Origin of the sequence: Rhodococcus sp. B10, from assembly GCF_011770055.1 — a bacterium.
In the GTDB taxonomy this organism is placed as follows: domain Bacteria; phylum Actinomycetota; class Actinomycetes; order Mycobacteriales; family Mycobacteriaceae; genus Rhodococcoides; species Rhodococcoides kyotonensis_B.
Genome location: NZ_JAAFYV010000042.1, coordinates 1 through 21,952, shown reverse-complemented (window position 1 = coordinate 21,952; position 21,952 = coordinate 1). Strand labels below are relative to the sequence as shown.

Sequence of the window (21,952 nt, the reverse complement as noted above, 5' to 3'; positions counted from 1 at the left end):
AGGTCAGAACAGTGCGATCTGGTCGCGTTGGTTGCAGTCCTCGACAAACTGTCGATACCGGTGCAGCAGCGTTCGGGCGGCGCTGTCGGTGTAACCGGCGGCGAACGCGGCGTCGTGCAACCTGGCGCCGGATCGAATGTCGTCGTCGAGCACGCGGCCTACGAGAAGATCGTCGATCGCCTGCGGATCGAGTCGCCGCGCGTCCTCGGGCGTCAGTCCGAGAGTGCGCGCCGCGTCGGTGTCGCCGGCGGTCATTGCGCTGCTCCGCGCCGGAATTGGTTGAGACGGTTGGTGGCGGTCCGTTGTGCGCGGCCGATATCGAGAAGCTGATCGAACAGTAGGTCCTCGGGTGCTTCCTCGGCGGCCTGCATGATCGCGACGCCTGCGTCGTAGAAGCTGCGGCGGTACGACTCGGATAGCACCATGCCGGCGTAGTCGCTCGCCGATGCTCCGCATGCGTTGGCTGTGGTGACGTCGGTGAGTGCGCGCCGCAGCAGAGCGTCCTTGTGGCCGTCTGCCCCGGATCGCACGAGGACGTCCAGGACGCCGGCGGGGTCGTGGGGTGCGTCGGTGAGGATCAGGTCCTGCACGATGGCGTAGAGGGCGCGGTAGAGGGGCTCGTGGAAGTCGTTCGGGGTCAGCGTCGATGCGATCCGGTGGTTCTCGGAGACGTCCCGCGACCACATCAGTGCGCAGATCGCCAATGCCTCGGGTGCGGTTTCGGGGTGCGCGGTCAGGTCATCGATCGGGCCGCTTTCGTCCTTGTCGGGTTCGAGTGCCACTGCGCGTAGTGCGGTCATGATCAATCCAATCTCGTGGGTGCCGCGTCGGTAGTCGGCACCTGCCGGAAGTGGTCGAATGGCGCTGTCGTTCAATGCTTTTACGAGCAGTACATGGTCACGGTATCGCCTGTGAGGCTCGGTGTGTACATCTACTGCCGACTTGGATCGTGGTGGATGCGTGTGGACTGTGCAGCAACAGTATTCATCTGTTTCACGGAGTCAGGCATGGGCGTTGCGGGTAAGGGATGCTTTACGGGCATCACGCTCTATTCGGTTGGGTGGATGCGGCTGGGGCTACACTCCTGGGCGTGGATTTTTCAGCCGTCGAGGCTCGCCTGTCCGTTGATCTCATGATCGGAACGCCTCTGGATATCCGTGCGCCGATCGCAGACTCAATCTCATCGGCGGCTCGACTCGTTGATGGCTCTCCTGCGATGGATGTGTTCTTCAACGCCGTGGGCCTTCCGGAATAGAGTCGCTCCCCTGTAGGCGATGGTGCGGTCGTTGGCGTGAGGCCTCGACGCCCGATGCCCCGGCCGGCTCGGGCGCGTGCGGTGTGTGCAATTGCCCGAGCCGGCTGATCGCTATCCGGTGAGTGTGGCGCCGGTCGACTTCTCGACGGTCTCGGCGCTCGGGATGAGTTCACGCAGGTTCTCCGGCTCGAATCCTGCGCGAAGCGCTCGATCGAGCAACGTGGTGAACGACGGAACTTCGGCGCCCACATTGTCGGCTGTTCGTCGTGCCGCGTCGATCGCGATACCCGCGGCGGCGCCGTCGCCGCCAAGGTAAGCGAAATATGCCGCAATGGTGAGTGCTTGCGCTCGTGCTGTTCCGCGTAGGCCGCGCGCAATGTGCGTCATGGCCTCGAGGGCGTGCTGCTCGCCGTATATCGCCAGGCGCAGGTAGGCATCACGGACGTCGAGCGGTGATCGGCTCAGGGTGATTCCGACGCGTGAAACAATCGTTTCGCTGGGGATCTCGCGGGCGTACACCGTTGCTGCGAGTTCCTCGAAGGTTGCTGCCAAGAAGTCGTCCCCGAGGAGTGCTGCGGCGCGGAGACCGACCGATTCCGGGATTTCCTCGCCCTGGTCGAAGCGGTGCTCGACGACTGTGCGGTCGGATTCGATTGCGCGGCCCGACAGTACCTGCGCGGCGGCGACTTCGCTCGACGCCGGATCGGGGATGATGCCACCGTCGGCGGAGTCGAGGTCGCTGAACACCGCACCGGCGGTCAACTCGAACGTGTGTAGGGCACGGTGGACCTCGATACCGGCATCCTTCAAGTGGTCCCGGATTCCGTCGATTCCCTGTAGCGCCGAGACCGTGCGGCCCGCGTCTGCGACTGCAACGAGGATTGCGGCGTCCACATCTTGGCGTGATGCTGCAGCTGCGATGTCCGCTGCGGGTGCGGCGCCGTCCGCTGCATCGGATCGGATTACGGCGCGCACGAACGTCTTTCGTGTGGTTTCACTGGCGAGGAGGATCGCTACGATTGAGTTGTGCGGGGTGAATCCGATCATCGCGGGCAGTGCGGCGAGGATGTCGGCGGCGGAGGTGATGCGGAGGTCGGTCTGTGCTGGGTTGCTCATGGTGGCGCCTTTCGGTGGTGGGATCGACTGAAAGATCTCGGTGGTCAGGAGATGCCGGCCAGTTGCGCGTCGTCGATCTGCTCGTCCGTCGCGCCGAGTGCGCGGGCTTCGGTGTCCCACGCTGCGAGGGTCTGGCACAGGTCGGTGACGTCGATGCTCAGCCCGCTGCACATGGCGGCGTCGAGTCGGCTGGTGGCGCATGTGATCTGGGCAAGTGCCCGGTTCAGTCGATCGGCGGTGCTGCTCATGGTGACCCTCCCTGCGATACGGTGACCGGACCTTTGCCCTGCCAATTTCTTTCGCCTCATCTGGCGTAGGACGAGAAGGCGGCGGACGGGGACACCGGTGCAGCCCCTGGACCGGGAAGTCTCAGCCGAAGGCGCTTTGAGAGTTTTCGGGGCCTTGTGCCGGCGTCAGCCGCCAGGGGTTGCGGCGGTGGTCACGGCTGACGCACGCTCGACTGGAGCCAGATGCGCCGAAAGAAATTTCTATGCTTTTCCACTGGACGGAGCGGAGCGGAGTTCGATTCGGTGGACGCCCGAAGGGTGGCCGGCCCACCAATACGAGATACCGTACCGGCACTGGCAGCTCGACACCCTGCCAAATAAATCAAGATCAACTCGACCAACGGATTCAGAGCTAGAAAAGGACAATGGCATATATTTCCTGATCTAAAGCATCAGGTAATTTTTTGTTCCGCTAGTGTCGAGGCGAACGTAATGCCCGATTAGGAAAGGTACACAAGAACTGTGGCCACACACATCATCACTTCCCTTGTCGACGATCTCGACGGGGCAGCGATCGACGAGGGGTCCGGCGAATCCATCGAATTCGCCGTCAACGGGGTCGAATACGTCATCGATCTGAAGTCCAAGAATGCGACTGAATTTCACCGGAAGCTCGACTACTACATCGAGCACGCGACTCGTGTCGGTGGTCGTCGCCGTAAACCGTCCCGGCCGGCGCAACATCGACGGCGAAGACCGCTGGCTCGGCCACGAAGCGTGATCCGGCACAAACCCGTGCAATACGCCAGTGGGCATCCGATGAGGGTTATGAGATCAGCGAGCGCGGACGCATTCCCGCCGATATCGAAGAGGCGTACAACGCCGCTCATTGAGCCTTTCTAAGGTGAGCGTACGCCCTCGCGCACCCCGCGGCCTGACGTTCTTGCACGCGACGATCCGGGGGCGGGAGCGCGAGGGGCGCAGCCTCTCGCACAACACAGTGCACAGCTCCGCAGTCGGCGAATATCCGCCACCCGATCGCTCCGACTCCATCAGTGCGTACTGCATATCGGTCTGCAGGTGGGTGCTCGTCACATGTACAGCAGGTGCGGCGGTGCCGAACCGTCGAAGCGTTCGAGACTGTCGAGGACGCCGTTGTAGTTGGCTGGATGGCAGCGACCGAGCCCGACTATGAGGGCACAGGTTCCATCGAGTGTGACGAGGTAGGACGGGGCGCTGCCGTTGTCCGGTGACGCGTGCTCGGCTGCGTCGAGGAGTGCGTAGCGGACGGCGTCGGCTGCTGCGCGTTTTGCATCGATCAGGGTGGGTTCGGCTCCGCTGGCTGTCAGAAATTCGGGGTTGTTTTCGGGGTGGGTTGTGACTGTCCAGGTGATCATGGGGTGGCGGTTCCTTTCCGGCAGGTGGTGAGTGGCGCGTTGCGCCAGCGTCGCACGGGGAGCGCAGCGAGTCGTGCGACGCTGGCTAGCTTTTCGGGGACCGGTGGATGGGAAGAACGCTGTGGATGAACAGGTTCGACCCCGGTGTGCGAGGCCGAACCTGTGCTATGGGCGCTCAGGCACCGTCGAACGCGTCTAGGATCTTGGACGGGTCGCGGCGGAACTGTCCTCCGTCGAGGAAGACTCCGACTGCGGATCGGTGGACGCGCCGGAACTCGTCCATGAGGCTGTCGTATCCGCTGCGGTCGGTGATGCGCCAGGTGATCGGACCCATGTAAAGATCCACCCAACGCACTGTGCGCCGCTGGTCTGCGAGGTAGCGGCTCCCTGGTACTACGGTGTGCTCGGGTCCACGGAGCCAGACAATCGAGATCGCGGGTGCACCGAACTCCGCTCCTGGTTGCCGAGGGTATGGGGCGTGTCCGTCCGTGCCTACGAGCGATGAACGGACGGTAGCGAATCCGGCGATGACACCGCTGACGGCCTCTGCGCTGCGAAAGGTCAGCATCAGGTGGCCGAACGCGACGACCATTTGCGCGTCTTCGGTACCGGCAGCGGTGATGGTGATGCTCGCGGTCTGCGGCCCGGTGACGATTGCGGTGGTGTGGGTGACGATTGCCGGGGTCTGGGCACGCCCAGCTGCAGTGCTCTTACGTGTGGTGGTCTTGCCTACGGACTTCGCCATGTCGGGCTCCCCTATCTCGCGGGACCGGCTCCCCCGGCCCTGTTCTCTGCCAATTTCTTTCGCCGTCATCTGGCGTGAGGAGAGACAGCAGCGACCGGGGACGACGGGTCAACGTCTGGGCCGGACAGTTTTCACCGAAGGGCTCTGAAAAGTGTTCGGAGCCTGTGGCCGGAGCCTGCGACGCCAGAGGTTGATACGGCGGTCACGGGTGATGCAGACTCGCCGGCAGCCAGATGCCCGAAAGAAATTGCTCTTTCAGCGCGACGCGCAGCGGAGTTCGATTCGGCGGACACCGAAGGTCGCCCCACCCCATGCGATGGCTGACCGGTCTCCGAATGCCGGCCCCCTCCACGTGCTGAGTCTTTGTTGATGACTTCGGGGCAACAGGACCTTTTGGGGGTAACCGGCCACCTCCCACTCCCCTGATGCTCACGTGACTGTGCGGGAGCGACGGAAGGTGCCCACGTTCCTGCCGCGGTAGCTCTCATCATTCGACTGCCACACTGCTATCGGCGGAGACAGACTGCTTCTGCGACGCCGACTCCTCCCACTTGCGATACCTGCGCATTGCCGTCGATGCGACCGAGCCGTCGGTCTCCTGTCCGATCCGCGCCCACGACCACTCCTTGTGCGCATGGCGTAGACGCACGGTTTCCTCCACCTCCGGAGGGAGAGTTCCGTCGTCCGCGTTGTCGAGTTCGATCGGCAGCGCGAGTTCGACTCGATCACGCCCGTCGACCGTGGAACGGAAAGTAGGTACTTCAGAATTGCGATCGATATCGTCTCGCACCCGCAGCGTTGGATCTACCTCAGCTGAGGCGAGGTCGCTAGTGGTGCGCGGCGCACGCAGGATGACGGCGAGTACCTCGGTCATCGCCAGGAGGGCAATAGGCGCAATGGTGGCAATGCCCGCAGAGACGATGGCCGACAACAATTTCGCGGTCAAGACAGCATGGTAGGCATTGCCCGCAATCGATGTTGCGGCCGCAACGACGAGCACGGCAACGACGAAACGTCGGCCGCGGATCGTGCGTTCGTCGACATGGTTCGACAGCGCGATCGCGGTTACGGTAGTCGACACGATGGCGCCGTCGAGCACAACGGGGATCACCCAAGCTTCACTTGCGCCGAGCCCGGCCATTGCGGCCAGATCTCGAAGGACTGCGAAGCTGAGCCAGAACGATGCGCCGGCGATCCCGACGGTCAGGACAACCGCGGTCGCGAGTGCCCACTGCAGGACGCGAGGGTGAATGGGCACTGCGTCAGATGCGAAGTTAGTAGGGCGGTGATGGTTGCTCATCGGATTCTCGGTCCTCTCGCGAGTGGGCCGGTGCGTTGCGGGAACGGGTGCCCCTCGTTGTAGGTATTGCGCAACACCTCCAGGTACTGCTCGACCGCTGCGTTGACGAGGTCAGACGGTCCGCGCGGAGCTCCTGGCGTTGCGGCGAGTGCCTCGGCAGCGTTGAGAAGTTCTTCGATGGTGGATTGATAGAGGTAGTACGAGCGTTTGCGCTTGGCATCGATGTCCGGTTGCGCATCGGGATGTTGCGCACCAGGCGTGTTCGTCTGCTGCGCGGCGGTCGGTGGGTCGATCGGGCTCGATTCGACCAGTGCGCTTTTGAGTCGTTCCGGCCTCGGCATCAGCGAGCTCCGCCGGTAAGGAGTACGAGGGTGTCCCGGTAAATGGTGGCGAGGCTGCGCGCTTGAGTGGTTCCCCAGTCGGACAGGCTGGTTTGCGCTTCCATGGAGTCTTTGATGACGACTCGTTTGGGGATGGTGTCACCGAGGATGTTTATGTTCGCGGCGATTTCGGTGAGTTGCTCGCGGCCGCTGATGGTGCTGATTTCGTGGAGGTTGATGATGGCGCCGAGCAGTTCGAGGTCCGGGTTGTAGCTACGCTTGACATCGGTGAGTGTTCGTCGGAGCCGCGCGAGACCGTTCGCGGAGAAGAGCGCGGATTGGCTGACCACGACAGCTGTTCGTGCAGCGACGAGTGCGTTGATCGTCAGCAGGTCCAGGCTCGGTGGGCAGTCGATGAGGACGAGGTCGTAGGTGTTGCCCAGGCTGTCGATGGCATCCCGTAGGCGCCGTTCGCGTCCTGCGCCGGCGATGACCAGTTGATCTCGAACGTAGGCGAGAGATTCGTTGCCTGGCACGGTCGGAAGCAGGTCGACGCTAGGCCACAGGGTCGGGACAGCGGCGTGCGTGATGGTCGTTATCGCCCCTTCGGAGAGGACGTCGGCGACACCGACGTCGTCGCGTGCGAGCGGGTCCTTGGCCAGGACGGTGCTGAGGTTGCCTTGGGGGTCGATGTCGATAACCAGGGTGTGTAGGCCGGCGTTCGCTGCGGCGTGCGCGAGGTGAAAGACAGTGGTGGTCTTACCTACTCCGCCTTTCTGGTTGCAGAATGCGATCACATCAGTGGGCATTGGGTGTCTCACTTCCAAGGGAGGCAATGGGAGAAAGGGATGTATTGGGCGCAAAGGATGTGTGGCGTGCTGTGCAGGCATAGAGACCGATGGACGACATAGTTCTTTCGCGGGTATGGGGCGAATTAACCCCAAGGGGCGCATAGGAAGTGTCGAAGGCATTGCGGGCGTTGCAGGTATTTACCGATGTCGAATTCGGTGCTGGGCACTTTGCTGGTGTTTCGTCCATGTCACTCCCTACGGGTAATTGCGGTTTCGAACGAGACTGGAGACGTGTGGGTTCGCTGCGGTGTGGTCGGGGCTGTCTGGAAATGGGGTAAGGCTCGATGTCTTCCGGGTCGAAGTTCGCTTAGGTTCGGTTGCGCCGGTCCACGGGTGACCAGGATCCTGGTGAACACACCAGGGTGCGATATCCGGCGTGCACGATCAGAGCGGGATGGCCGTTAAGTCGGGTAGGTCTCATCGGTTACCTCCGGTGGTGTTATCTGTCTGCAAGACAAGGGGCTTCGCCCTGCTTCTCTTGGACCCCCCAAGGGCGTTACCCCAATTTCCGCACCCACGTTGTCCGCTCCACGCCCAATAGCCCCGCGTCCTCTCGGACGCGCGGCTAATCGGTATCGCCGCCAGCTCGATGATCAGTCAAGCCGGTGGTGCCTCGGGGCCGGTCGTCGAGGATTTACAACAGGGTGCACAGGCCGGCGGCAGGCTGGTTGTACGTCGGGCACTGCCAGAAAACGACGCTGCGAGAGCACACAACGGCGACATACCGGTAGCTGTACCGGCAGTGGCATAGCTTGCGCTTGCCGAAGTGGCTCGTAAGCAGATGGATTCACCCGTTGTCGCGGCGAATCCAGACACAGCTGTCAGCGCAGGCGGCCGGCATCGAGAAGCCGACGAATCCACGGAGAGTCGCTGCGAAACACCTTGAAAGGCGTATCAGGACCGATTAGTATCCGATGGAGAAACTCCTTCCAGCAGGGTTGAGGTTTCGACGACGCCCCCGGCCTCGGTGCTCGTAACACCGAGAATCGCCGGGGGCGTTTCGATTTCGTATGGGTCGGGAGTCAAAGGCATGTCAGGCGACGACGGAGCTGGTCCGGGCCGCTTCCTCGAGTCCTTCGATGTATTCGTCGATTGCAGTGTCAGGGATCAAGCGACGCTTGCCCGCTTTCACACTGCGGATCTCGCCTGATGCCAACTTGTTGAACAGATTCGAGCGTCCGAGCCCCGTGTGAGCCATCGCTTCCGGAACCGAGTACAGCCGTCGTGACATGGGTTTCCTCCCTCAGAGCAGTTGCGTTGCTGATCCACATTTCGAGCTACTCGAACCGTCAGTCCAAGTAGCACCACCACAAACTAGCAACTGCGCCTCATTGCCACAACCCTTCGGATATTTCCGCTAGACTGCGTAACCATGACGCAGTCTTGGGCAGAAGATCTCGTCGCGCGCATAGCGGGCGAGGTCCGTCGTTTACGCAGTAAGGGACATGCAGGACTCTCGGCCGCGAAGCTCGCCGATCGCACGTACGACATCGGGTACGGCATCTCGCGGTCCGTCGTCGCCGACCTCGAAAACGGCCGTAAGAAAAGCCTCGACGTTTCCGAGTTGCTGGTTCTCGCAGCAGCGCTGGGAGTCTCGCCGGTCCAGCTGGTCTTTCCCAATCTCCCCAAAGGCAACGTCGAGGTCCTACCGGGACTCGACCAGGAGTCACACGATGCACTTCAGTGGTTCAGCGGTGAGGCCGGCTTGATGAAGCCAACCAACGACTGGGTCGACGGTGAGAATGGCGAACCAAGCGAAGTCTGGGCGCGCGAGCAGTTCGACCCAAAGAACGACCGCGTGAGCATCGTCCGAGACTGGCTCCAGGCGCTGCAGGCCATGCGCAAGGCGCGTGTCCAGCTGCGAAACGGATTGTCGAAGAAAGAATCCGCCGAACACATCGAAGCCATGCAGTTCATGTACGAGGAGGCGCGGAGGCGATCCGAGGAGCTGTTCCGTCAGATGACCGAACTCGATATGGCCGTCGACAGCGAAAGCCACGATGCCTAGGCAACGTATGGCCCCCGGCGAATGGGGCAAGGTCACTGATGCCAAACGCGGTGGGCGATTCGTGGCGCGAGTCCGGGTCCGCGACTCGGACGGGGTCCGCCGCTTAGTAGAAGCAAGCGGCGCGTCCGCCGAAGCAGCCCGCAGAGCCTTGAATACGAAGCTGCAGAACCGAATTCCTCCTTCATCGGGAGTCGAGCTGACCAGCCGATCTACCGTCTCAGCTCTCGCTCAGCAGTGGCTACTTGATCAAGAGGACAAGATTGCGCGGCAGTCCTGGGTTCGCTACCGGGATGTATGGAACAAACTGTGTGCGCCCGCACTCGGAGAACTACTGATCAACGAAGTGCGCGTCAGCGCAGTCGACGCGTGTCTGACCACCTTGGCCAAGCGCACGCCAGGCAATGCGAAACTCGCGAGGGTCGTATGCCTTGGAGTGTTTGGTAAAGCTGTGCGCCTCGAGCTGATGCAACGGAACCCGGTACGCGAGATCTCCTTGCCTCGCCACAAACGCGAAGCTGTTCGCTCAGTGACAATCGAGGAGCTTACGGAGATCAGGAGACGCGTCAGTTTGTACTGCCGACATGAGGAAATCGACGAGGCGGGGTTAACGAGGAAGCGTCCGGGCCCCAAGCCAGGGCAGGACCTGCAAGACATCATGGATCTCCTGATCGCTACCGGGGCTCGAATCGGTGAAATTCTCGCCCTACTGCACGAGGACGTTTTCGCTGAGGCTATGCCGCCGACGGTCGTGATCGGCGGAACCCTAGTCGTCCCGCGCGCAGCTGGTGAAAAGCTCTGGAGACAGCCTCATCGTAAAGGTGAGGCCCCGCCGCTCACCCTCATCCTTCCCGAATTCGGCGCGGACGTGTTGCGACGGCGGGCCGCCGCACCTGTCTTTCTCAATCCACACTCGGCCGTATTCGTGACAAGCACAGGCAACTGGTTGTCGCCCTCAAACGTGCGACGCAACTGGCGCGCCGCTCTCGGCTCTGATTTCGGTTGGGTGAAGCCGCACTCGTTCCGAAAGACCGTCGCGACGCTGATCAAGGCCAAGTACGGGGTTGAAACTGCCCAAAGTCAGCTCGGACACTCCTCGACCCGGGTTACCGAAGCTCACTACATCGAGCGAATGAACAGCGCGCCGGACACCACCGGCGCCCTGGACGAGTTCACCCCACACCTCAACGCCGACCCGAGAGTTATACAAATCTGATTCTCGATCGACGGACCGTCGGCGGCGCAGTGCTTCCTGTGACCGTGCATCAGAAGGCAGAGGCAGCAGTCGAGCGGTTCTCGCCAAACCGGCACGACGCTTTGGCCTTCCCAACGCAGCCTTGTCAGTCCTTACGGCTAACATTCGAAATCTTCGCAACTCGCCGCGAACGTAGCGACACGCTGGGAATCACCGACGTGTCATTAGAGTTGTGGTAGAAGACGACCGAGAGGAGGAGTGAATGGCGTCTACAGCAGCGCGGTGGCCCGCGCAGAAGATTGCCGAGCGAGTCTTGGGGATCTTGCGCGACGAGAATGGGACGCTCCGCCTTCCGGTCGACCCCGTCGTCGTGGCGCGTGATCTCGGCCTGAATGTATTTAACCAGCGCCTACCATCGTCAGTTTCCGGGATGATCGTCAAGCTGCGCGAGGACGAGGAACCTGACATCTTCTTGAACGACGAGCATGCCCCTGTTCGTCAGCGCTTTACGTGCGCCCACGAACTTGGGCACTACTTCGGGAACTACACACCCAGCGGTGAGCGTCACAAGACGTATACGCACCGGCGTGACTCGCTGTCATCATGCGGCACCAGCGTCGAGGAGATGTACGCGAACAAATTCGCGGCAAATCTTCTGATGCCGGAGAGCGAAGTGCGCCGACTGAACAGCATGGGTTACGACTCGATGGAGTTGGCCCGAAGGTTCTGGGTGTCTCCCGAGGCAGTATCAAACCGGCTGAGAACACTCGGGTTGCGGTGACTCTGGTCAATCCATCGGATGACGCCGACCCGGAAGAGCAGTCAGCCGTCGACGAGGGCGAAGTTGAGGATCTGAAGCCCATTGACCAGGCCACTCTTGACAAGCTGATGGAGCTTTACGCCGGTGCATCAGAGGTTGAGCGTTCCAGCGAGCTTGATGGGGCCTCACCTGACGGACCCACTAGCGACGTCGATCTGCCTGGGTTCAAATTTCTGACCTCGCTGCTCAAGGCCACACCATTTACTGATTTCGTGCACTACCAATCGGTGTCGTGTTACACCCATCCTGAGAAGCAAGACCGCGTGTCGCAGTACTGCAGCGAACACAAGTGGGTCTCGGGATTCTGCACATTTGCTGACATTCTGCTCCGCGTCGTGGTGGTCCTGATGGTGCTCGGGACAATCGGTGCGATACTCGTCGGCGCGATTTACAAGACCTTCTACGCGTGACTGTGCACCGTAACGTGTATGCGCGCGAGTCTCCCCGCAGACGTCCAGGCGGGCAGCACATTGCAATGCTCCTGCAATGCATGATTCGGAGGTCCGCGGGATGTTGGAATGGCTAGAGGATGGCTTGAGTATCGCCGATTCCGGTATCGCTGTGGTTACGACTCTGATCGTCGCTGTCGGAGTCAGCATCAGACCGCTGCGGCGGCGGTGGCAGCAACGGCCTGAGCAGATACAGAAGCAGCAGGCCGAAAAGCTCGATCAGCTGGGTCTCGGCCGACCGCTCGAAACCATTGAAACTGCACTCGGGAAACCGCACCTTCTTAATCGGTGGCAAACCGTTGGCGATCAAAGCGAAGATCGGATCTACCGACTACCAGGTGCCTGGGTCGTGCTGCAAGCAGTTAAAGGCGCGGTGGCGGCATACTCCATCACCATCACCGACTCAAATCTGTACTACAACACCGGGAAGGTAACTCGCGGAATCGTTCCTGTCCGACTGGGACGCAGCATGTTTACGGACGCCCGAACCGAGGGTGCCGCTGACGCCTTCGAGATCTACGCGCACTTCGCCACGTTCCATCGGTACTACGACTACGGATCAAATGCAGCGGGCGGGCAATTCATCTGGCTCGCATTCAACCCAGGCGGCGCAGGAGACTTCGACGGAGCATCCGGCTGGGACTCACAACTACGCACCGCCCGAGAGAGAGCAGCGGCCTGTGATCTTTCGGGTATTACGATAAACACGATCGCGATTTGCGACTGGGACCTACTCCCTACGATGTTGGATCGGGGGTATTACGGCCCCCATCCTGACTTCATGCGCTGAATCTATCCGTGTCTGTAGCCACCGCTAGACACGGAAACGGTCGCGACGTTGATCACCCTAAATCCAACGTGCAGCGTTTGCTGGCCCGCTGGGTTACTGGGCTGCCGACGGCGCAAGCGTCGACACCGTCTTGCTCCGCGCCCGCAGGTTCCGACGGGAGAGGGCGCCGTCAAACAGATCGCCGCTCGACTCTCGCTCGATCTACCGATCGATATCGTCCAGCCGCGCACTAGTCGGTTGCGGCAGCGTGGGGACCCGCAGCTCAACGAGCGGTCAACACTTTCACGAGGTCTGGGAGCCGTTTGTGTTGAGTAAGTGTTGAGTCGGAACAACTCGGGCCGGAACCAAGAAGCCCTGAACCGCATCGTCGCAGTTCAGGGCTTCTTTTCTTGTGCGCCCGAAGGGATTCGAACCCCTAACCTCTTGATCCGTAGTCAAGTGCTCTATCCGTTGAGCTACGGGCGCATCTTCTGTTGAGCTGGTTCTTGCGAACCAACCGTACTACATGCTGACTCTTGCGAATCAGCGTGGCGGAGGCGAGAGGATTTGAACCTCCGGACCCGGTGAAGGGTCAAGTCATTAGCAGTGACTCCCATTCGGCCGCTCTGGCACGCCTCCTAGGCTGCCGGCCCTCTCGGACCGCCGGGGTGAAAGATTACACATGCTTACGCCACGAACGCAAAACGCCTGGTCAACCTGCCGTTCACCTCAGGAATGAGTCGAACCAGTCGAAGATCCGCGCCTGGGCTTCGACGAGGGCGTCGGAGGCGGGGTCGGAATACTCGGCGCTACCCGGCTGCCCCTTGACCGCGTCGGCGCGATGACGCAGTCCGCTGTAGCTGACGATGTTCGTTGCCACCGACGCCCGCGTCGCCGCCTCGCGAAGAGTCTCGATGTGCTCGGGTGGTGTCTTGGGGTCGTTCTCGCCGTACAAGCCCAGCCACGGCGCCTGCAACGCCGGGGCGGCCTCGACCAGAGCCACCGCGTCGGCATTGAGCGGTTCGACGATGCCCGCGGCAGCGACGCTGACCGCCGCGCCGATGCGACGGTTGGTCGCGACGATGAGCGCGGCGGTGCCCGCGTCGTCGAAACCGATGACGCCGACGCAATCCGGGTAGACGCCTCGCGACGTGAGCCAGTCGAACGTGGCGTCGAAGTCCGCGAACAGGTTCTCGCCGAACACCTCGCCGTCGGCTCCGTCACGATGGAAAAGGTCGGGCGCAACCGCCAGCCATCCTTCGAGGGCCAACGCACGCAGCAGATCGATGAGACTGTCGGGCACCTCGCGCGATTCGTGGAGAACGACGATGCCGCCCCGCACACTGCCCTCGGGCGAGATGGCGGTCAAGGGCACCGTCTGTGGATCGTCCGGCGGCCGCGGGGGCTCGTCGCCGTCCTCCCCGGTATCCACATCGACCCGCAGTACAGCGACATCCGTGAAGATTCCCGACATAGCACCAAAATAGTGCCGACGCGCTCGCCCCGGGCCATTACCGACGGACACACTGAAACGTACTCACCGGTGTGAGCGCATAATGTGTGCCGTGACCGCCCGCATTCGCACCGACCTCGATGCCATCCCCGCCTACGTCCCGGGACGGAACTTTCCCGGTGCGATCAAGCTGGCCAGCAACGAGACCACGCAGGGCCCACTGCCGAGCGTCCGAGACGCGATCGCCGACGCCGTGGCGAACGTGAATCGCTACCCGGACATCCTGTCGACCGCCCTCGTCGCGGAACTCGCGAGGATGCTGAACGTCGAGCCGGAGAACGTCGCCGCTGGAAACGGCTCCGTCGCACTGTGCCAGGAGGTCGTGCAGATCACCTGCAACCCGGGCGACGAGGTCGTCTTCGCGTGGCGGTCGTTCGAGGCGTACCCGATCATCGCCCGCGTCGCAGGTGCGACGCCCGTCGAGGTGCCACTCGACGAGAACCACGTCCATGATCTCGACGCCATGCTCGCCGCGATCACCGACCGCACCCGCGTCGTGTTCGTCTGCAACCCCAACAACCCCAGCGGAACCGTCGTCACGCGATCCGCGCTCGAAAAGTTCCTCGATGCCGTGCCCGCCCACGTCCTCGTCGTCCTCGACGAGGCCTACTTCGAGTACGCCCGCGAGAACCCCGAAGGCGAGTACACCGACGGCGTCGAACTGGCGCGCGGCCGTCGCAATGTTCTCGTTCTTCGAACTTTCTCCAAGGCGTACGGCCTCGCAGGCCTGCGCGTCGGATATGCCGTCGGCGACCCGTCGATCATCACCGCGCTCGGCAAGGTACGCATCGCCTTCGCGGTCAATTCCGTTGCCCAGCAAGCAGCTCTGGCATCGCTTGCAGCCAAGGACGGACTGCTGGCACGGACCGACACACTCGTCGTGGAGCGCGAGCGTGTGCGAACTGCGCTGATCGAGATGGGGTACGACGTCGCGCATTCCGACGCGAACTTCGTGTTCATGCCGCTCGGCGACCGCTCCGGAGCGTTCGCGGCGGCAGCGGCCGAGGCGGGAGTCATCCTGCGTGCCTACGGAAACGACGGGGTGCGGATCACCATCGGTGATCCGCACGAGAACGACGCATTCTTGAAATACGCTGCCGCAGCGGCCCGTTAGAGGCCGAGAGCCGTCTTCAGCGTCGGCCATGCCTCACGCAGGTCATCCTGCCAGTACGGCCACTGGTGGATTCCGTAGGGGCGGTACGTGACCGTCGCCGGAATGTCGAGGTAACGCAACCGCGTGTCGAACAACGTGGTGCAGTACAGCGAGGCGGCTTCGAGCGGTCCGCCCTGCGCCGCGTCCTGCAAACCCTTTCCGCCCGGACCCAATTCGTACGGACCGGGAAGGCCGGTGCCGGCGGAGACGTAGATGTCCTTGCCGCGCAATGCTTCCGCGTTGCGTGACGGATCGTGCTCGACCCACTTCGGATCGACGTTCTCGCCCCACATGTTGGTGGCGTTGCCACCGTTCATCGCGACCGTCGCGCGGACGGCGTCCTTCAGGTTGGGCTGCGAGTTGTCGTAGCAGCCACTGAGCCCCGCGACGCCGGTGTACAGATTCGGGTGGCGGGTGATGAGGTCCATCGCCGCTTGTGCGCCCATGGACACGCCTGCGATCGCATTGGTGCCGTTGCCGTCGAAACGGGCGTCGATCAGTGGCGGGAGCTCCGACGTCAGGAACGTCTCCCACATGTTGACCCCGAGAATCGGGTCGGGCACGTTCCAGTCGGTGTAGTAGCTACTGGAGCCGCCCACCGGCAGAACCACGTTGACATCCTTGTCGGCGAAGAAGTCGACGATGTCCGTCTTCTGAGTCCACGTGCTTTCGGCGTAGTTGGACTCCTTGCCCGCGCTGACGCCGTCGAGCATGTAGAGCGTCGGCCGAGACGTGTTCTGCCGAGCCGGCAGGAGCACCTGCACCTGGATGATCTTGTTCATCGCGGGCGATTCGACGAAGACCGCCGCACGACGGTCGGTGATCATGTCGACGCGGTCGATCCGCGCGCTCGTGATCGGTGACGCACCCACGAACGGAGGAGCGCCGTCGGAGCTTCCGGTGCCGGGCAGCGGCTGGGCCGACACGACCCCGGTTACCGACAACGACAACGCGATACTGACTCCCAGCGCTGCCAGGACACGACGGTGCATCGACTGATCCATCCTCCCCCGCCGCGCCGCGAGCGGCGCTGGCACGAACATCGGTCTCGCACCTTACCCGCCGGTAGGTTGGGGGCGCCGCAAGCCGTAACTGCGGCCAGGATAGTCGCGACAACCGTCGTACAAAAGTTTCACGCGATCTTTGGGATATCTACAGAAGGCCTCATGAGCAGGGCCGCGACCAGGAAACACACAGCTCCCACGAATGTTCCGAAGTTGGCTATCGCTGCGTTCGAGAGCTCCCCTGTCGACGGATCCACGAACGCCGCGATCGCCGACACACCGAAGGCGACCGACCCGATCATGTTCAGCCACGTCGTCCGCCAGTTCCGCGCGGCAGGGTCCCACAGGGCATCGGTCTCGGTCGTCGCGAGGACTGCGAGTCCGCTCGCGATGAGGAAGGCCGCAGACCCGAAGACGTCCGGACGCCACACCCATTTGTCCGCCTGTTCCGCCGTCAGACCGCTCACCATCGCGATGCCGGTGCTGACGTTGAACAGCAGCGTGCCGACGAACTGGATCGCCGCTGCCCACCAATCGAACAGTTCGACCCTCCTCGATTCCTCCCCCGGCACCGGCCTGCCGCTCAGTCGCAGAGCGATGAACCCGGCTGCGGTGAAGAAGAGCGAACCGACGAAATACGTGACGTTGTCGCTGTCGACGCCGACCCACTGCGCGTAGCCGGGCACCGCAGCAAGTGCGAACAGCACCGAGCCGATGACGAATCCCCAGGATTCGCGTCGCAGCATGCTCAGATTCCTGCATGTGCGACGATCCGGCCGTTGTCGATGGCCGTCACGAGTGCCGCGTGATCGGCTGCGTTCTGCACCGCGTAGACCTCGGCGAAATCGGTGATCGCGTCCTCGAACCTGGTGCTCGATCCCAGGTAACCCGCGATCTCGACCCGGTCCCCTGACCTGGCGTGCGCGTAGGCGAGCACCTTCCCGCACAACTGTCCGTACAGTTCCATGCCGCTCGGCTCCATGGCCTCGACGACGGCCGATCCCTTGCCGTCGCGCAACTGACGCAGATAGAAGTCACGCGTCGCGCCGTCGGGGTCGGCGCCACGTTGCCATCCGAGAAAGATGTCACTCGACGCCTGCATCAACCGTTGCCCGTCGACGACGCGTCGGCCCTCGTTGTCGTACGCCGGCCCGGGCCAGTAGCGCGCGATGACGGACTGCTGCGCTTCCTTCGCCTGAAGGAACAGCGGGTCGGTCTCGTCGGCGCCCACCATGAGCAGGATCCAGGCCCGCGTCCCGACACTGCCGACGCCGACGACCTTGCGGGCGAACTGTACGAGGCGGAACGAGTCGAACAGCACCTGCTTGTCCTGCTGAAACGTGGAACGGTATGCCTGTAAACGAGTTTCGAGTTCACGATAGACCGCTGTCGGGTCGTCGTTCATGTCCTCGATCGGAACGACGAGCGGTGGGTCGGCGATGATGCGCCTTCTGCCGTCGACCACCTCGGTCAGCTTTGCCAGGGCTTGAATGTTGTCTCGTGAACGCGCTTTTCGCACCATCTGCTGGGTTCGTTTGCGCTGCACGGGATCGAGCTCGCCCTGCACGGACTCGAGCTCGTCGGTCACCTCGACGTTCGAGTACCACACAGCGAGATTGCCGAGTTCGGCTTGCCGCCTGATGGTTTCGCGGTACGTACATGCCGACGACCGAACGATGCGCCGACGTTGCTTGCCCGAGAACCCGCGCGACTCGGCCGCGATCGCGAGACTCGCTGCGAGTCGCTTCACATCCCATTCGAACGGGCCAGGATGGGTCTCGTCGAAATCGTTGATGTCGAACGCCATTCGACGCTCCGGCGTCGCATAGACGCCGAAGTTGCTCAGATGCGCGTCGCCGCACAGCTGAGTCTCGATGCCGGAATTCGGGGCGCGAGACAGATCGTCGGCCATCACCAGCGCGGCCCCGCGGAAGAACGGGAACTCCGCCGCAGCCATTCGGCCGTATCGAATCGGAACGAGGTCCGGCACACGCGTCGCCGCCTGCTGTTCGAGCAGCGCCACCGGGTCACGACGGACGGCGCGATGCTCGGCGAGAGATTCGAGGGGCGTCGCGCGTCGCGCAGTCTTGCCCCGTTTACGCCGGGCATTGCGATCGAGCGTCAGTGTCATCGATCGATCGTGACGCCCGTCCGGCCGCTCGTCGTCATCCGCTACGGGTGGATTTTTGGAAGTCAGCCGCGGCCGGTCTCGTCCTGCAGCTTGTCGATCATCTCCGACGCCTCCGCCTTGGTCAGGCCCTCGGGCACTTCCTCGTCGGCCTCCTGCGCCAGCGTGTTGAGGTAGCTCTCCTGCGGGCCGGTGGCCGGCTCACCGCCGGTGACCCACTTGTCGGGATCCTTCTCGGGGTTCTGACTGACCTGGGTGTTTTCGCTCATATGTTCGTATACGCCATCGGCGCCCCGCCTAAACCCGTTCATTCGCGGAGATGAATTCGATTGACTGTTCAATCTTCTGGCTCGAAAATCAGACCCTTACCCCCTTTTCGTCAGGAGCACGACATGAAGAGCAAGAACCTGCTGGTGCGCGCCGGACTCGGTGGCGTCGTCCTTGCGGCCGCCATGGTCACCACGCCCGCCGTCGCAGCCGCAGATCCGATCACGGATTTCCTGTGCAACTCGGGATCGGCACAGTTCTGCCCGCCGCCCCCCGCCTTCGTGGCGCCGCCCGCGCCTCAGGCTGCGCCCGCGCCTCAGGCTGCGCCCGCACCTCAGGCTGCGCCCGCGCCTCGGCCGGCACCCGCGCCGAGCGCATTCCAGTACAAGAACTGCACCGAGGCTCGTGACGCCGGCGCAGCTCCCGTCTACCGCGACGAGTACGGCTACGGCCCGCACCTCGACCGCGACAACGACGGCATCGGCTGCGAGTAACCCCTGGACCCGCGCTTGTGCAGGCCGGAAGGCCACTTTTGCCTGCACAAGCGCGGACTCGATACCGTCGCCTACGTGAGACGACGCCAGCAACCGCCGCTGCCGAAGCGGCATGGGCTGGACCCGGCCAGAGTGCGGATGCCGGAGGACGGGCACTGGACTACGGTCCGCAGATTCTTGTCGGACAGCCAGGCTCGGATATCAGGGGCACGCCTCGACGAAATGTTCGCGGCAGGCGAGATCGTCGACATGTTCGGGCCCCTCTCGGTCGACGCTCCCTACGTTCCCGGCGCGGCCGTGTGGTTCCACCGCGACCTACCGGACGAGACGCCGGTGCCGTTCGACATTTCCGTCGTGCATCGCGACGAGACGATCGTGGTCGTCGACAAGCCGCATTTCCTCTCGACCATTCCGCGCGGCGGCCACGTGCTGGAAAGCGCGTTGGTGCGGCTGCGTCGAGACCTCGCGCTGCCGTTCTTGGTGCCCGCACACCGATTGGACCGCGTCACAGCGGGATTGGTGCTGTTCGTCGCCGACCCGAAGGCTCGTGGGGCGTATCAGTCGCTGTTCCAGGACCGCAAGGTCCGTAAGACGTACGAGGCTGTTGCTGCGTCGTCGAATAACGACTTTCCTGTGACAATCGAAAGCCGAATCGTCACGGAGAAGGGAACTTTCGACGCTCGCGAGGTCGACGGCGAACCGAATGCGAAGACTGTCGTCGAACTGCTGGACGCTCGAGAAGGGCTGGGCCGCTACCGATTGCATCCGCACACCGGGCGCACCCACCAGCTACGGCTGCACATGAACTCGCTCGGCACCCCGATCGTCGGCGACGACCTGTACCCGGAACCCACGGGACGCGCGATCGACGACTTCACCGATCCGCTTCAGTTGCTCGCGTCGGAACTCGAGTTCGTGGATCCGGTCTCGGGTGCGACGCGGCGATTCGAGACCGGCCGCACTCTGCAGGCTTGGGACGAAACGAACGAATCCCCCTCCTGAATCGAAGGGGGATTTCGCCCGCGGAAGCGGAGGGATTTGAACCCCCGGACGCGGTTAGACGTCTCTCGCTTTCAAGGCGAGTGCATTGGGCCGCTCTGCCACGCTTCCTGGCCTCGCTACTACGTGGGAGATACTAAACGCTCCGCGAGTAGGGAGCCAATCACCCCTCGGCGCCGGAGCTCGACATCGCCGCGTCGACCTTCTCGAAGATGTCCCCCAACACCGCGAGTTGATGAGGCGTCAACAGATCCACCAGATGCCTCCGGACGCTGGCCACATGCGTCGGTGCCGCCTCGGCGAGCCGTCGTCGACCCTCGGTGGTGATGACGGCCAGGACGCCCCTGCCGTCGTCGACGCACGTGCTGCGGCCGACCATGCCGTCGGCCTCCATCCTCCGAATCTGATGGGTGAGCCTGCTGCGGGAGGAGAGAACGCCGTCGGCGAGATCGCTCATACGCAACGACCCGTCGGCCGATTCGGACAACATCACCAGGATGCGATATTCCGCCATCGTGAGGTCGTGCCCATCCTGCAAATCCTTGTTGAGTACCCCCATCAGTCGTTGGCCGCCGTCGACATAGGCGCGCCACGCTCTCATTTCCGCAGCATCGAGCCACTGCGGGTCCCCCCCGGGACCAAAGGATCGTTCGGCCGTCACCGGACCATATTAAGCAACGAAGCTACCGATGAGTAGCACGCCACGGGGATGTCCGCTTCCGACGGTTACGCCTACTGTCGTGGGATGTCCCAACCACACATCGATCCCCCTTACGTCGCCGCCGACGACCGCTACGAGTCGATGCAGTATCGACACGTCGGCAGGAGCGGACTGAAACTCCCGGCGATCTCGTTGGGCCTGTGGCACAACTTCGGCGACGACACTCCACTCGCGACGCAACGAGCCGTGCTGCGTCGCGCATTCGATCTGGGTGTCACGCACTTCGACCTCGCCAACAACTACGGTCCGCCGTACGGCAGTGCCGAGAAGAACTTCGGCCGCATCCTCTCCGAGGACTTCGCCGGGTACCGAGACGAGCTGATCATCTCCAGCAAGGCGGGCTGGGACATGTGGCCGGGTCCGTACGGATTCGGCGGGTCGCGGAAGTATCTGCTGTCGTCGCTCGATCAGTCACTGCAGCGCATGGGCCTCGACTATGTCGACATCTTCTACAGCCACCGGCCCGATCACGACACGCCGTTGGAAGAGACCGCGGGCGCATTGGTCAGCGCCGTCGAGCAGGGCAAGGCGCTGCACGTCGGCATCAGTTCGTACACGCCGGAAGGCACCGCGACGATGGCGTCGTTGCTCGAGAAGGCCGGTGTTCCGCTGCTGATCCACCAACCCAGCTACTCGATGGTGAACCGGTGGATCGAGGACGGCCTTCTCGACACACTCGAACAGGTCGGAGCAGGCGCCATCGCGTTCTCACCGCTCGCGCAGGGAATGCTGACCGACAAGTACCTGAACGGCATTCCCGACGGCTCCCGCGCGACACAGGGCAAATCGTTGAACCCGGACTGGTTCACCGACGAGCACGTCGGGGAACTGAACGCGTTGAACGACATCGCGTCGTCGCGCGGCCAGTCGTTGGCGCAGCTGGCGCTGAGCTGGGCATTGCGTGATCCACGCGTCACGTCGGTGCTCGTCGGCGCATCCAGCGTGCAGCAGCTGGAGAACAACATCGGCGCGTTGCAGAACCTGGACTTCTCGGACGACGAGCTGAGCCGAATCGATCAGCACGCCAAGGACTTCGGGATCAATTTGTGGGACATCTGATGCGCTACGCGTCCGTGCGCGGATAGTTGGACTCTGGGCCATGTCCAGTCCATAGACATATGAGAGTCGTATGTCTACGGACATGTGAGACACGCTTGCTGGCGTCGTAGGTGTGGGGCACCTGAATCGGCTAGGGAAGATTCCATGGCCAGAACGGGTGCGCGC

Annotated in this window: 26 protein-coding genes, 3 tRNA genes and 1 pseudogene; 11 read left to right on the top strand and 19 right to left on the bottom strand. The window is 62.9% G+C overall.

What is annotated here, in order from left to right; genetic code table 11:
• Positions 1-3: 3 nt before the first annotated feature.
• Entirely contained in the window at positions 4-255 is a 252-nt protein-coding gene (locus RhoFasB10_RS22620; protein WP_167678706.1) for a hypothetical protein, read from the bottom strand.
• Entirely contained in the window at positions 252-800 is a 549-nt protein-coding gene (locus RhoFasB10_RS22615) for a DnaB-like helicase N-terminal domain-containing protein (RefSeq protein WP_167678704.1), read from the bottom strand. The genes RhoFasB10_RS22620 and RhoFasB10_RS22615 overlap by 4 nt, the downstream gene beginning before the upstream one ends.
• Positions 801-1,090: 290 nt before the next feature.
• On the opposite strand from RhoFasB10_RS22615, the gene RhoFasB10_RS22610 reads away from it, so the two are divergent.
• Complete coding sequence (locus RhoFasB10_RS22610) at positions 1,091-1,255, top strand: hypothetical protein (RefSeq protein ID WP_167678702.1); 165 nt, start codon at positions 1,091-1,093, stop codon at positions 1,253-1,255.
• Positions 1,256-1,366: 111 nt separating this feature from the next.
• Here RhoFasB10_RS22610 and RhoFasB10_RS22605 read toward each other — a convergent pair whose 3' ends face one another.
• On the bottom strand, positions 1,367-2,371 hold the full coding sequence (locus RhoFasB10_RS22605; protein WP_167678700.1) for a DUF4192 domain-containing protein: 1,005 nt from the start codon (positions 2,369-2,371) through the stop codon (positions 1,367-1,369).
• A gap of 44 nt (positions 2,372-2,415) precedes the next feature.
• The gene (locus tag RhoFasB10_RS22600; protein ID WP_167678698.1) at positions 2,416-2,619 is read right to left on the bottom strand and encodes a hypothetical protein; all 204 of its coding nucleotides are present in this window, start codon (positions 2,617-2,619) and stop codon (positions 2,416-2,418) included.
• 501 nt (positions 2,620-3,120) lie between these two features.
• Between RhoFasB10_RS22600 and RhoFasB10_RS22595 the strand changes: the two are divergent.
• Positions 3,121-3,491: pseudogene (locus RhoFasB10_RS22595) on the top strand (Lsr2 family protein).
• 198 nt (positions 3,492-3,689) lie between these two features.
• On the opposite strand, the gene RhoFasB10_RS22590 reads toward RhoFasB10_RS22595, so the two are convergent.
• From RhoFasB10_RS22590 to RhoFasB10_RS22565, 6 genes are all read right to left on the bottom strand, one after another.
• Positions 3,690-3,995: a hypothetical protein gene (locus RhoFasB10_RS22590; RefSeq protein WP_094724459.1), complete on the bottom strand. Its 306-nt coding sequence runs from the start codon at positions 3,993-3,995 to the stop codon at positions 3,690-3,692.
• Positions 3,996-4,170: 175 nt separating this feature from the next.
• Positions 4,171-4,740 (bottom strand): hypothetical protein, encoded by a 570-nt coding sequence (locus RhoFasB10_RS22585; RefSeq protein WP_167678697.1) that lies wholly within the window; start codon positions 4,738-4,740, stop codon positions 4,171-4,173.
• Positions 4,741-5,227: 487 nt separating this feature from the next.
• Positions 5,228-5,998 (bottom strand): DUF2637 domain-containing protein, encoded by a 771-nt coding sequence (locus tag RhoFasB10_RS22580; RefSeq protein WP_346764464.1) that lies wholly within the window; start codon positions 5,996-5,998, stop codon positions 5,228-5,230.
• A 38-nt stretch (positions 5,999-6,036) separates the two neighbouring features.
• Positions 6,037-6,381 carry a hypothetical protein gene (locus RhoFasB10_RS22575; protein ID WP_167678693.1) on the bottom strand — a complete coding sequence of 115 codons (345 nt, stop codon included), beginning with the start codon at positions 6,379-6,381 and terminating at the stop codon, positions 6,037-6,039.
• A complete protein-coding gene (locus tag RhoFasB10_RS22570) occupies positions 6,381-7,169 on the bottom strand; it encodes an AAA family ATPase (RefSeq protein WP_167678691.1) in 789 nt (262 codons plus the stop codon). The genes RhoFasB10_RS22575 and RhoFasB10_RS22570 overlap by 1 nt, the downstream gene beginning before the upstream one ends.
• Positions 7,170-8,244: 1,075 nt before the next feature.
• Positions 8,245-8,442, bottom strand: a complete 198-nt coding sequence (locus tag RhoFasB10_RS22565; protein ID WP_167678689.1) for an excisionase family DNA-binding protein — start codon at positions 8,440-8,442, stop codon at positions 8,245-8,247.
• A gap of 141 nt (positions 8,443-8,583) precedes the next feature.
• On the opposite strand from RhoFasB10_RS22565, the gene RhoFasB10_RS22560 reads away from it, so the two are divergent.
• The 5 genes from RhoFasB10_RS22560 (at position 8,584) to RhoFasB10_RS22540 (ending at position 12,470) form a co-directional block, all read left to right on the top strand.
• Positions 8,584-9,219 (top strand): helix-turn-helix transcriptional regulator, encoded by a 636-nt coding sequence (locus RhoFasB10_RS22560; protein WP_167678687.1) that lies wholly within the window; start codon positions 8,584-8,586, stop codon positions 9,217-9,219.
• A 148-nt stretch (positions 9,220-9,367) separates the two neighbouring features.
• Positions 9,368-10,432: a site-specific integrase gene (locus tag RhoFasB10_RS22555; protein WP_167678685.1), complete on the top strand. Its 1,065-nt coding sequence runs from the start codon at positions 9,368-9,370 to the stop codon at positions 10,430-10,432.
• Between the two features lie 241 nt (positions 10,433-10,673).
• A complete protein-coding gene (locus RhoFasB10_RS22550; protein ID WP_167678683.1) occupies positions 10,674-11,192 on the top strand; it encodes an ImmA/IrrE family metallo-endopeptidase in 519 nt (172 codons plus the stop codon).
• Entirely contained in the window at positions 11,189-11,641 is a 453-nt protein-coding gene (locus tag RhoFasB10_RS22545) for a hypothetical protein (protein ID WP_167678681.1), read from the top strand. The genes RhoFasB10_RS22550 and RhoFasB10_RS22545 overlap by 4 nt, the downstream gene beginning before the upstream one ends.
• Before the next feature lie 76 nt (positions 11,642-11,717).
• Positions 11,718-12,470, top strand: a complete 753-nt coding sequence (locus RhoFasB10_RS22540) for a hypothetical protein (protein WP_167678678.1) — start codon at positions 11,718-11,720, stop codon at positions 12,468-12,470.
• A 392-nt stretch (positions 12,471-12,862) separates the two neighbouring features.
• Here RhoFasB10_RS22540 and RhoFasB10_RS22535 read toward each other — a convergent pair.
• The 3 genes from RhoFasB10_RS22535 to RhoFasB10_RS22525 form a co-directional block, all read right to left on the bottom strand.
• A tRNA-Arg gene (locus tag RhoFasB10_RS22535) sits at positions 12,863-12,935 on the bottom strand.
• Between the two features lie 63 nt (positions 12,936-12,998).
• Positions 12,999-13,088 (bottom strand) — tRNA-Ser (locus RhoFasB10_RS22530).
• Positions 13,089-13,173: 85 nt separating this feature from the next.
• Positions 13,174-13,923, bottom strand: coding sequence for a dienelactone hydrolase family protein (locus tag RhoFasB10_RS22525; RefSeq protein WP_114330335.1), 750 nt, complete (start codon positions 13,921-13,923; stop codon positions 13,174-13,176).
• A gap of 91 nt (positions 13,924-14,014) precedes the next feature.
• On the opposite strand from RhoFasB10_RS22525, the gene hisC reads away from it, so the two are divergent.
• The gene (gene hisC, locus RhoFasB10_RS22520; RefSeq protein ID WP_167678676.1) at positions 14,015-15,076 is read left to right on the top strand and encodes a histidinol-phosphate transaminase; all 1,062 of its coding nucleotides are present in this window, start codon (positions 14,015-14,017) and stop codon (positions 15,074-15,076) included.
• Here hisC and RhoFasB10_RS22515 read toward each other — a convergent pair.
• The 4 genes from RhoFasB10_RS22515 to RhoFasB10_RS22500 all read right to left on the bottom strand — a co-directional run bounded on the left by RhoFasB10_RS22515 (position 15,073) and on the right by RhoFasB10_RS22500 (position 18,516).
• The gene (locus RhoFasB10_RS22515; RefSeq protein WP_114330494.1) at positions 15,073-16,107 is read right to left on the bottom strand and encodes an alpha/beta hydrolase family protein; all 1,035 of its coding nucleotides are present in this window, start codon (positions 16,105-16,107) and stop codon (positions 15,073-15,075) included. The two genes, hisC and RhoFasB10_RS22515, sit on opposite strands and share 4 nt — an antisense overlap.
• 140 nt (positions 16,108-16,247) lie before the next feature.
• Positions 16,248-16,865 (bottom strand): hypothetical protein, encoded by a 618-nt coding sequence (locus RhoFasB10_RS22510; RefSeq protein WP_068423361.1) that lies wholly within the window; start codon positions 16,863-16,865, stop codon positions 16,248-16,250.
• A gap of 2 nt (positions 16,866-16,867) precedes the next feature.
• Positions 16,868-18,250 (bottom strand): DUF2252 domain-containing protein, encoded by a 1,383-nt coding sequence (locus tag RhoFasB10_RS22505; protein WP_167678674.1) that lies wholly within the window; start codon positions 18,248-18,250, stop codon positions 16,868-16,870.
• Positions 18,251-18,312: 62 nt separating this feature from the next.
• Positions 18,313-18,516, bottom strand: coding sequence for a DUF3072 domain-containing protein (locus tag RhoFasB10_RS22500; RefSeq protein WP_068423357.1), 204 nt, complete (start codon positions 18,514-18,516; stop codon positions 18,313-18,315).
• Between the two features lie 123 nt (positions 18,517-18,639).
• On the opposite strand from RhoFasB10_RS22500, the gene RhoFasB10_RS22495 reads away from it, so the two are divergent.
• Positions 18,640-19,008 carry an excalibur calcium-binding domain-containing protein gene (locus tag RhoFasB10_RS22495; RefSeq protein ID WP_167678672.1) on the top strand — a complete coding sequence of 123 codons (369 nt, stop codon included), beginning with the start codon at positions 18,640-18,642 and terminating at the stop codon, positions 19,006-19,008.
• A gap of 75 nt (positions 19,009-19,083) precedes the next feature.
• Positions 19,084-20,010 (top strand): pseudouridine synthase, encoded by a 927-nt coding sequence (locus RhoFasB10_RS22490; RefSeq protein ID WP_346764463.1) that lies wholly within the window; start codon positions 19,084-19,086, stop codon positions 20,008-20,010.
• Positions 20,011-20,031: 21 nt separating this feature from the next.
• On the opposite strand, the gene RhoFasB10_RS22485 is transcribed toward RhoFasB10_RS22490, so the two are convergent.
• Both RhoFasB10_RS22485 and RhoFasB10_RS22480 read right to left on the bottom strand, forming a co-directional pair.
• Positions 20,032-20,118, bottom strand: a tRNA-Ser gene (locus tag RhoFasB10_RS22485).
• Between the two features lie 52 nt (positions 20,119-20,170).
• Positions 20,171-20,608: a MarR family transcriptional regulator gene (locus tag RhoFasB10_RS22480; protein ID WP_167678670.1), complete on the bottom strand. Its 438-nt coding sequence runs from the start codon at positions 20,606-20,608 to the stop codon at positions 20,171-20,173.
• A 144-nt stretch (positions 20,609-20,752) separates the two neighbouring features.
• Here RhoFasB10_RS22480 and mgrA point away from each other — a divergent pair, with 144 nt between their 5' ends.
• Positions 20,753-21,787: an L-glyceraldehyde 3-phosphate reductase gene (gene mgrA, locus RhoFasB10_RS22475; protein WP_167678668.1), complete on the top strand. Its 1,035-nt coding sequence runs from the start codon at positions 20,753-20,755 to the stop codon at positions 21,785-21,787.
• Positions 21,788-21,952 lie beyond the last annotated feature (165 nt).

Coding starts and splice junctions, on each gene's coding strand:
- RhoFasB10_RS22620 (WP_167678706.1), bottom strand. CDS start 255: ATGACCGCCGGCGACACCGACGCGGCGCGCACTCTCGGACTGACGCCC.
- RhoFasB10_RS22615 (WP_167678704.1), bottom strand. CDS start 800: ATGACCGCACTACGCGCAGTGGCACTCGAACCCGACAAGGACGAAAGC.
- RhoFasB10_RS22605 (WP_167678700.1), bottom strand. CDS start 2,371: ATGAGCAACCCAGCACAGACCGACCTCCGCATCACCTCCGCCGCCGAC.
- RhoFasB10_RS22600 (WP_167678698.1), bottom strand. CDS start 2,619: ATGAGCAGCACCGCCGATCGACTGAACCGGGCACTTGCCCAGATCACA.
- RhoFasB10_RS22590 (WP_094724459.1), bottom strand. CDS start 3,995: ATGATCACCTGGACAGTCACAACCCACCCCGAAAACAACCCCGAATTT.
- RhoFasB10_RS22585 (WP_167678697.1), bottom strand. CDS start 4,740: ATGGCGAAGTCCGTAGGCAAGACCACCACACGTAAGAGCACTGCAGCT.
- RhoFasB10_RS22575 (WP_167678693.1), bottom strand. CDS start 6,381: ATGCCGAGGCCGGAACGACTCAAAAGCGCACTGGTCGAATCGAGCCCG.
- RhoFasB10_RS22570 (WP_167678691.1), bottom strand. CDS start 7,169: ATGCCCACTGATGTGATCGCATTCTGCAACCAGAAAGGCGGAGTAGGT.
- RhoFasB10_RS22565 (WP_167678689.1), bottom strand. CDS start 8,442: ATGTCACGACGGCTGTACTCGGTTCCGGAAGCGATGGCTCACACGGGG.
- RhoFasB10_RS22560 (WP_167678687.1), top strand. CDS start 8,584: ATGACGCAGTCTTGGGCAGAAGATCTCGTCGCGCGCATAGCGGGCGAG.
- RhoFasB10_RS22550 (WP_167678683.1), top strand. CDS start 10,674: ATGGCGTCTACAGCAGCGCGGTGGCCCGCGCAGAAGATTGCCGAGCGA.
- RhoFasB10_RS22540 (WP_167678678.1), top strand. CDS start 11,718: ATGCATGATTCGGAGGTCCGCGGGATGTTGGAATGGCTAGAGGATGGC.
- RhoFasB10_RS22525 (WP_114330335.1), bottom strand. CDS start 13,923: ATGTCGGGAATCTTCACGGATGTCGCTGTACTGCGGGTCGATGTGGAT.
- RhoFasB10_RS22515 (WP_114330494.1), bottom strand. CDS start 16,107: ATGCACCGTCGTGTCCTGGCAGCGCTGGGAGTCAGTATCGCGTTGTCG.
- RhoFasB10_RS22510 (WP_068423361.1), bottom strand. CDS start 16,865: ATGCTGCGACGCGAATCCTGGGGATTCGTCATCGGCTCGGTGCTGTTC.
- RhoFasB10_RS22505 (WP_167678674.1), bottom strand. CDS start 18,250: ATGACACTGACGCTCGATCGCAATGCCCGGCGTAAACGGGGCAAGACT.
- RhoFasB10_RS22500 (WP_068423357.1), bottom strand. CDS start 18,516: ATGAGCGAAAACACCCAGGTCAGTCAGAACCCCGAGAAGGATCCCGAC.
- RhoFasB10_RS22495 (WP_167678672.1), top strand. CDS start 18,640: ATGAAGAGCAAGAACCTGCTGGTGCGCGCCGGACTCGGTGGCGTCGTC.
- RhoFasB10_RS22480 (WP_167678670.1), bottom strand. CDS start 20,608: ATGAGAGCGTGGCGCGCCTATGTCGACGGCGGCCAACGACTGATGGGG.
- mgrA (WP_167678668.1), top strand. CDS start 20,753: ATGTCCCAACCACACATCGATCCCCCTTACGTCGCCGCCGACGACCGC.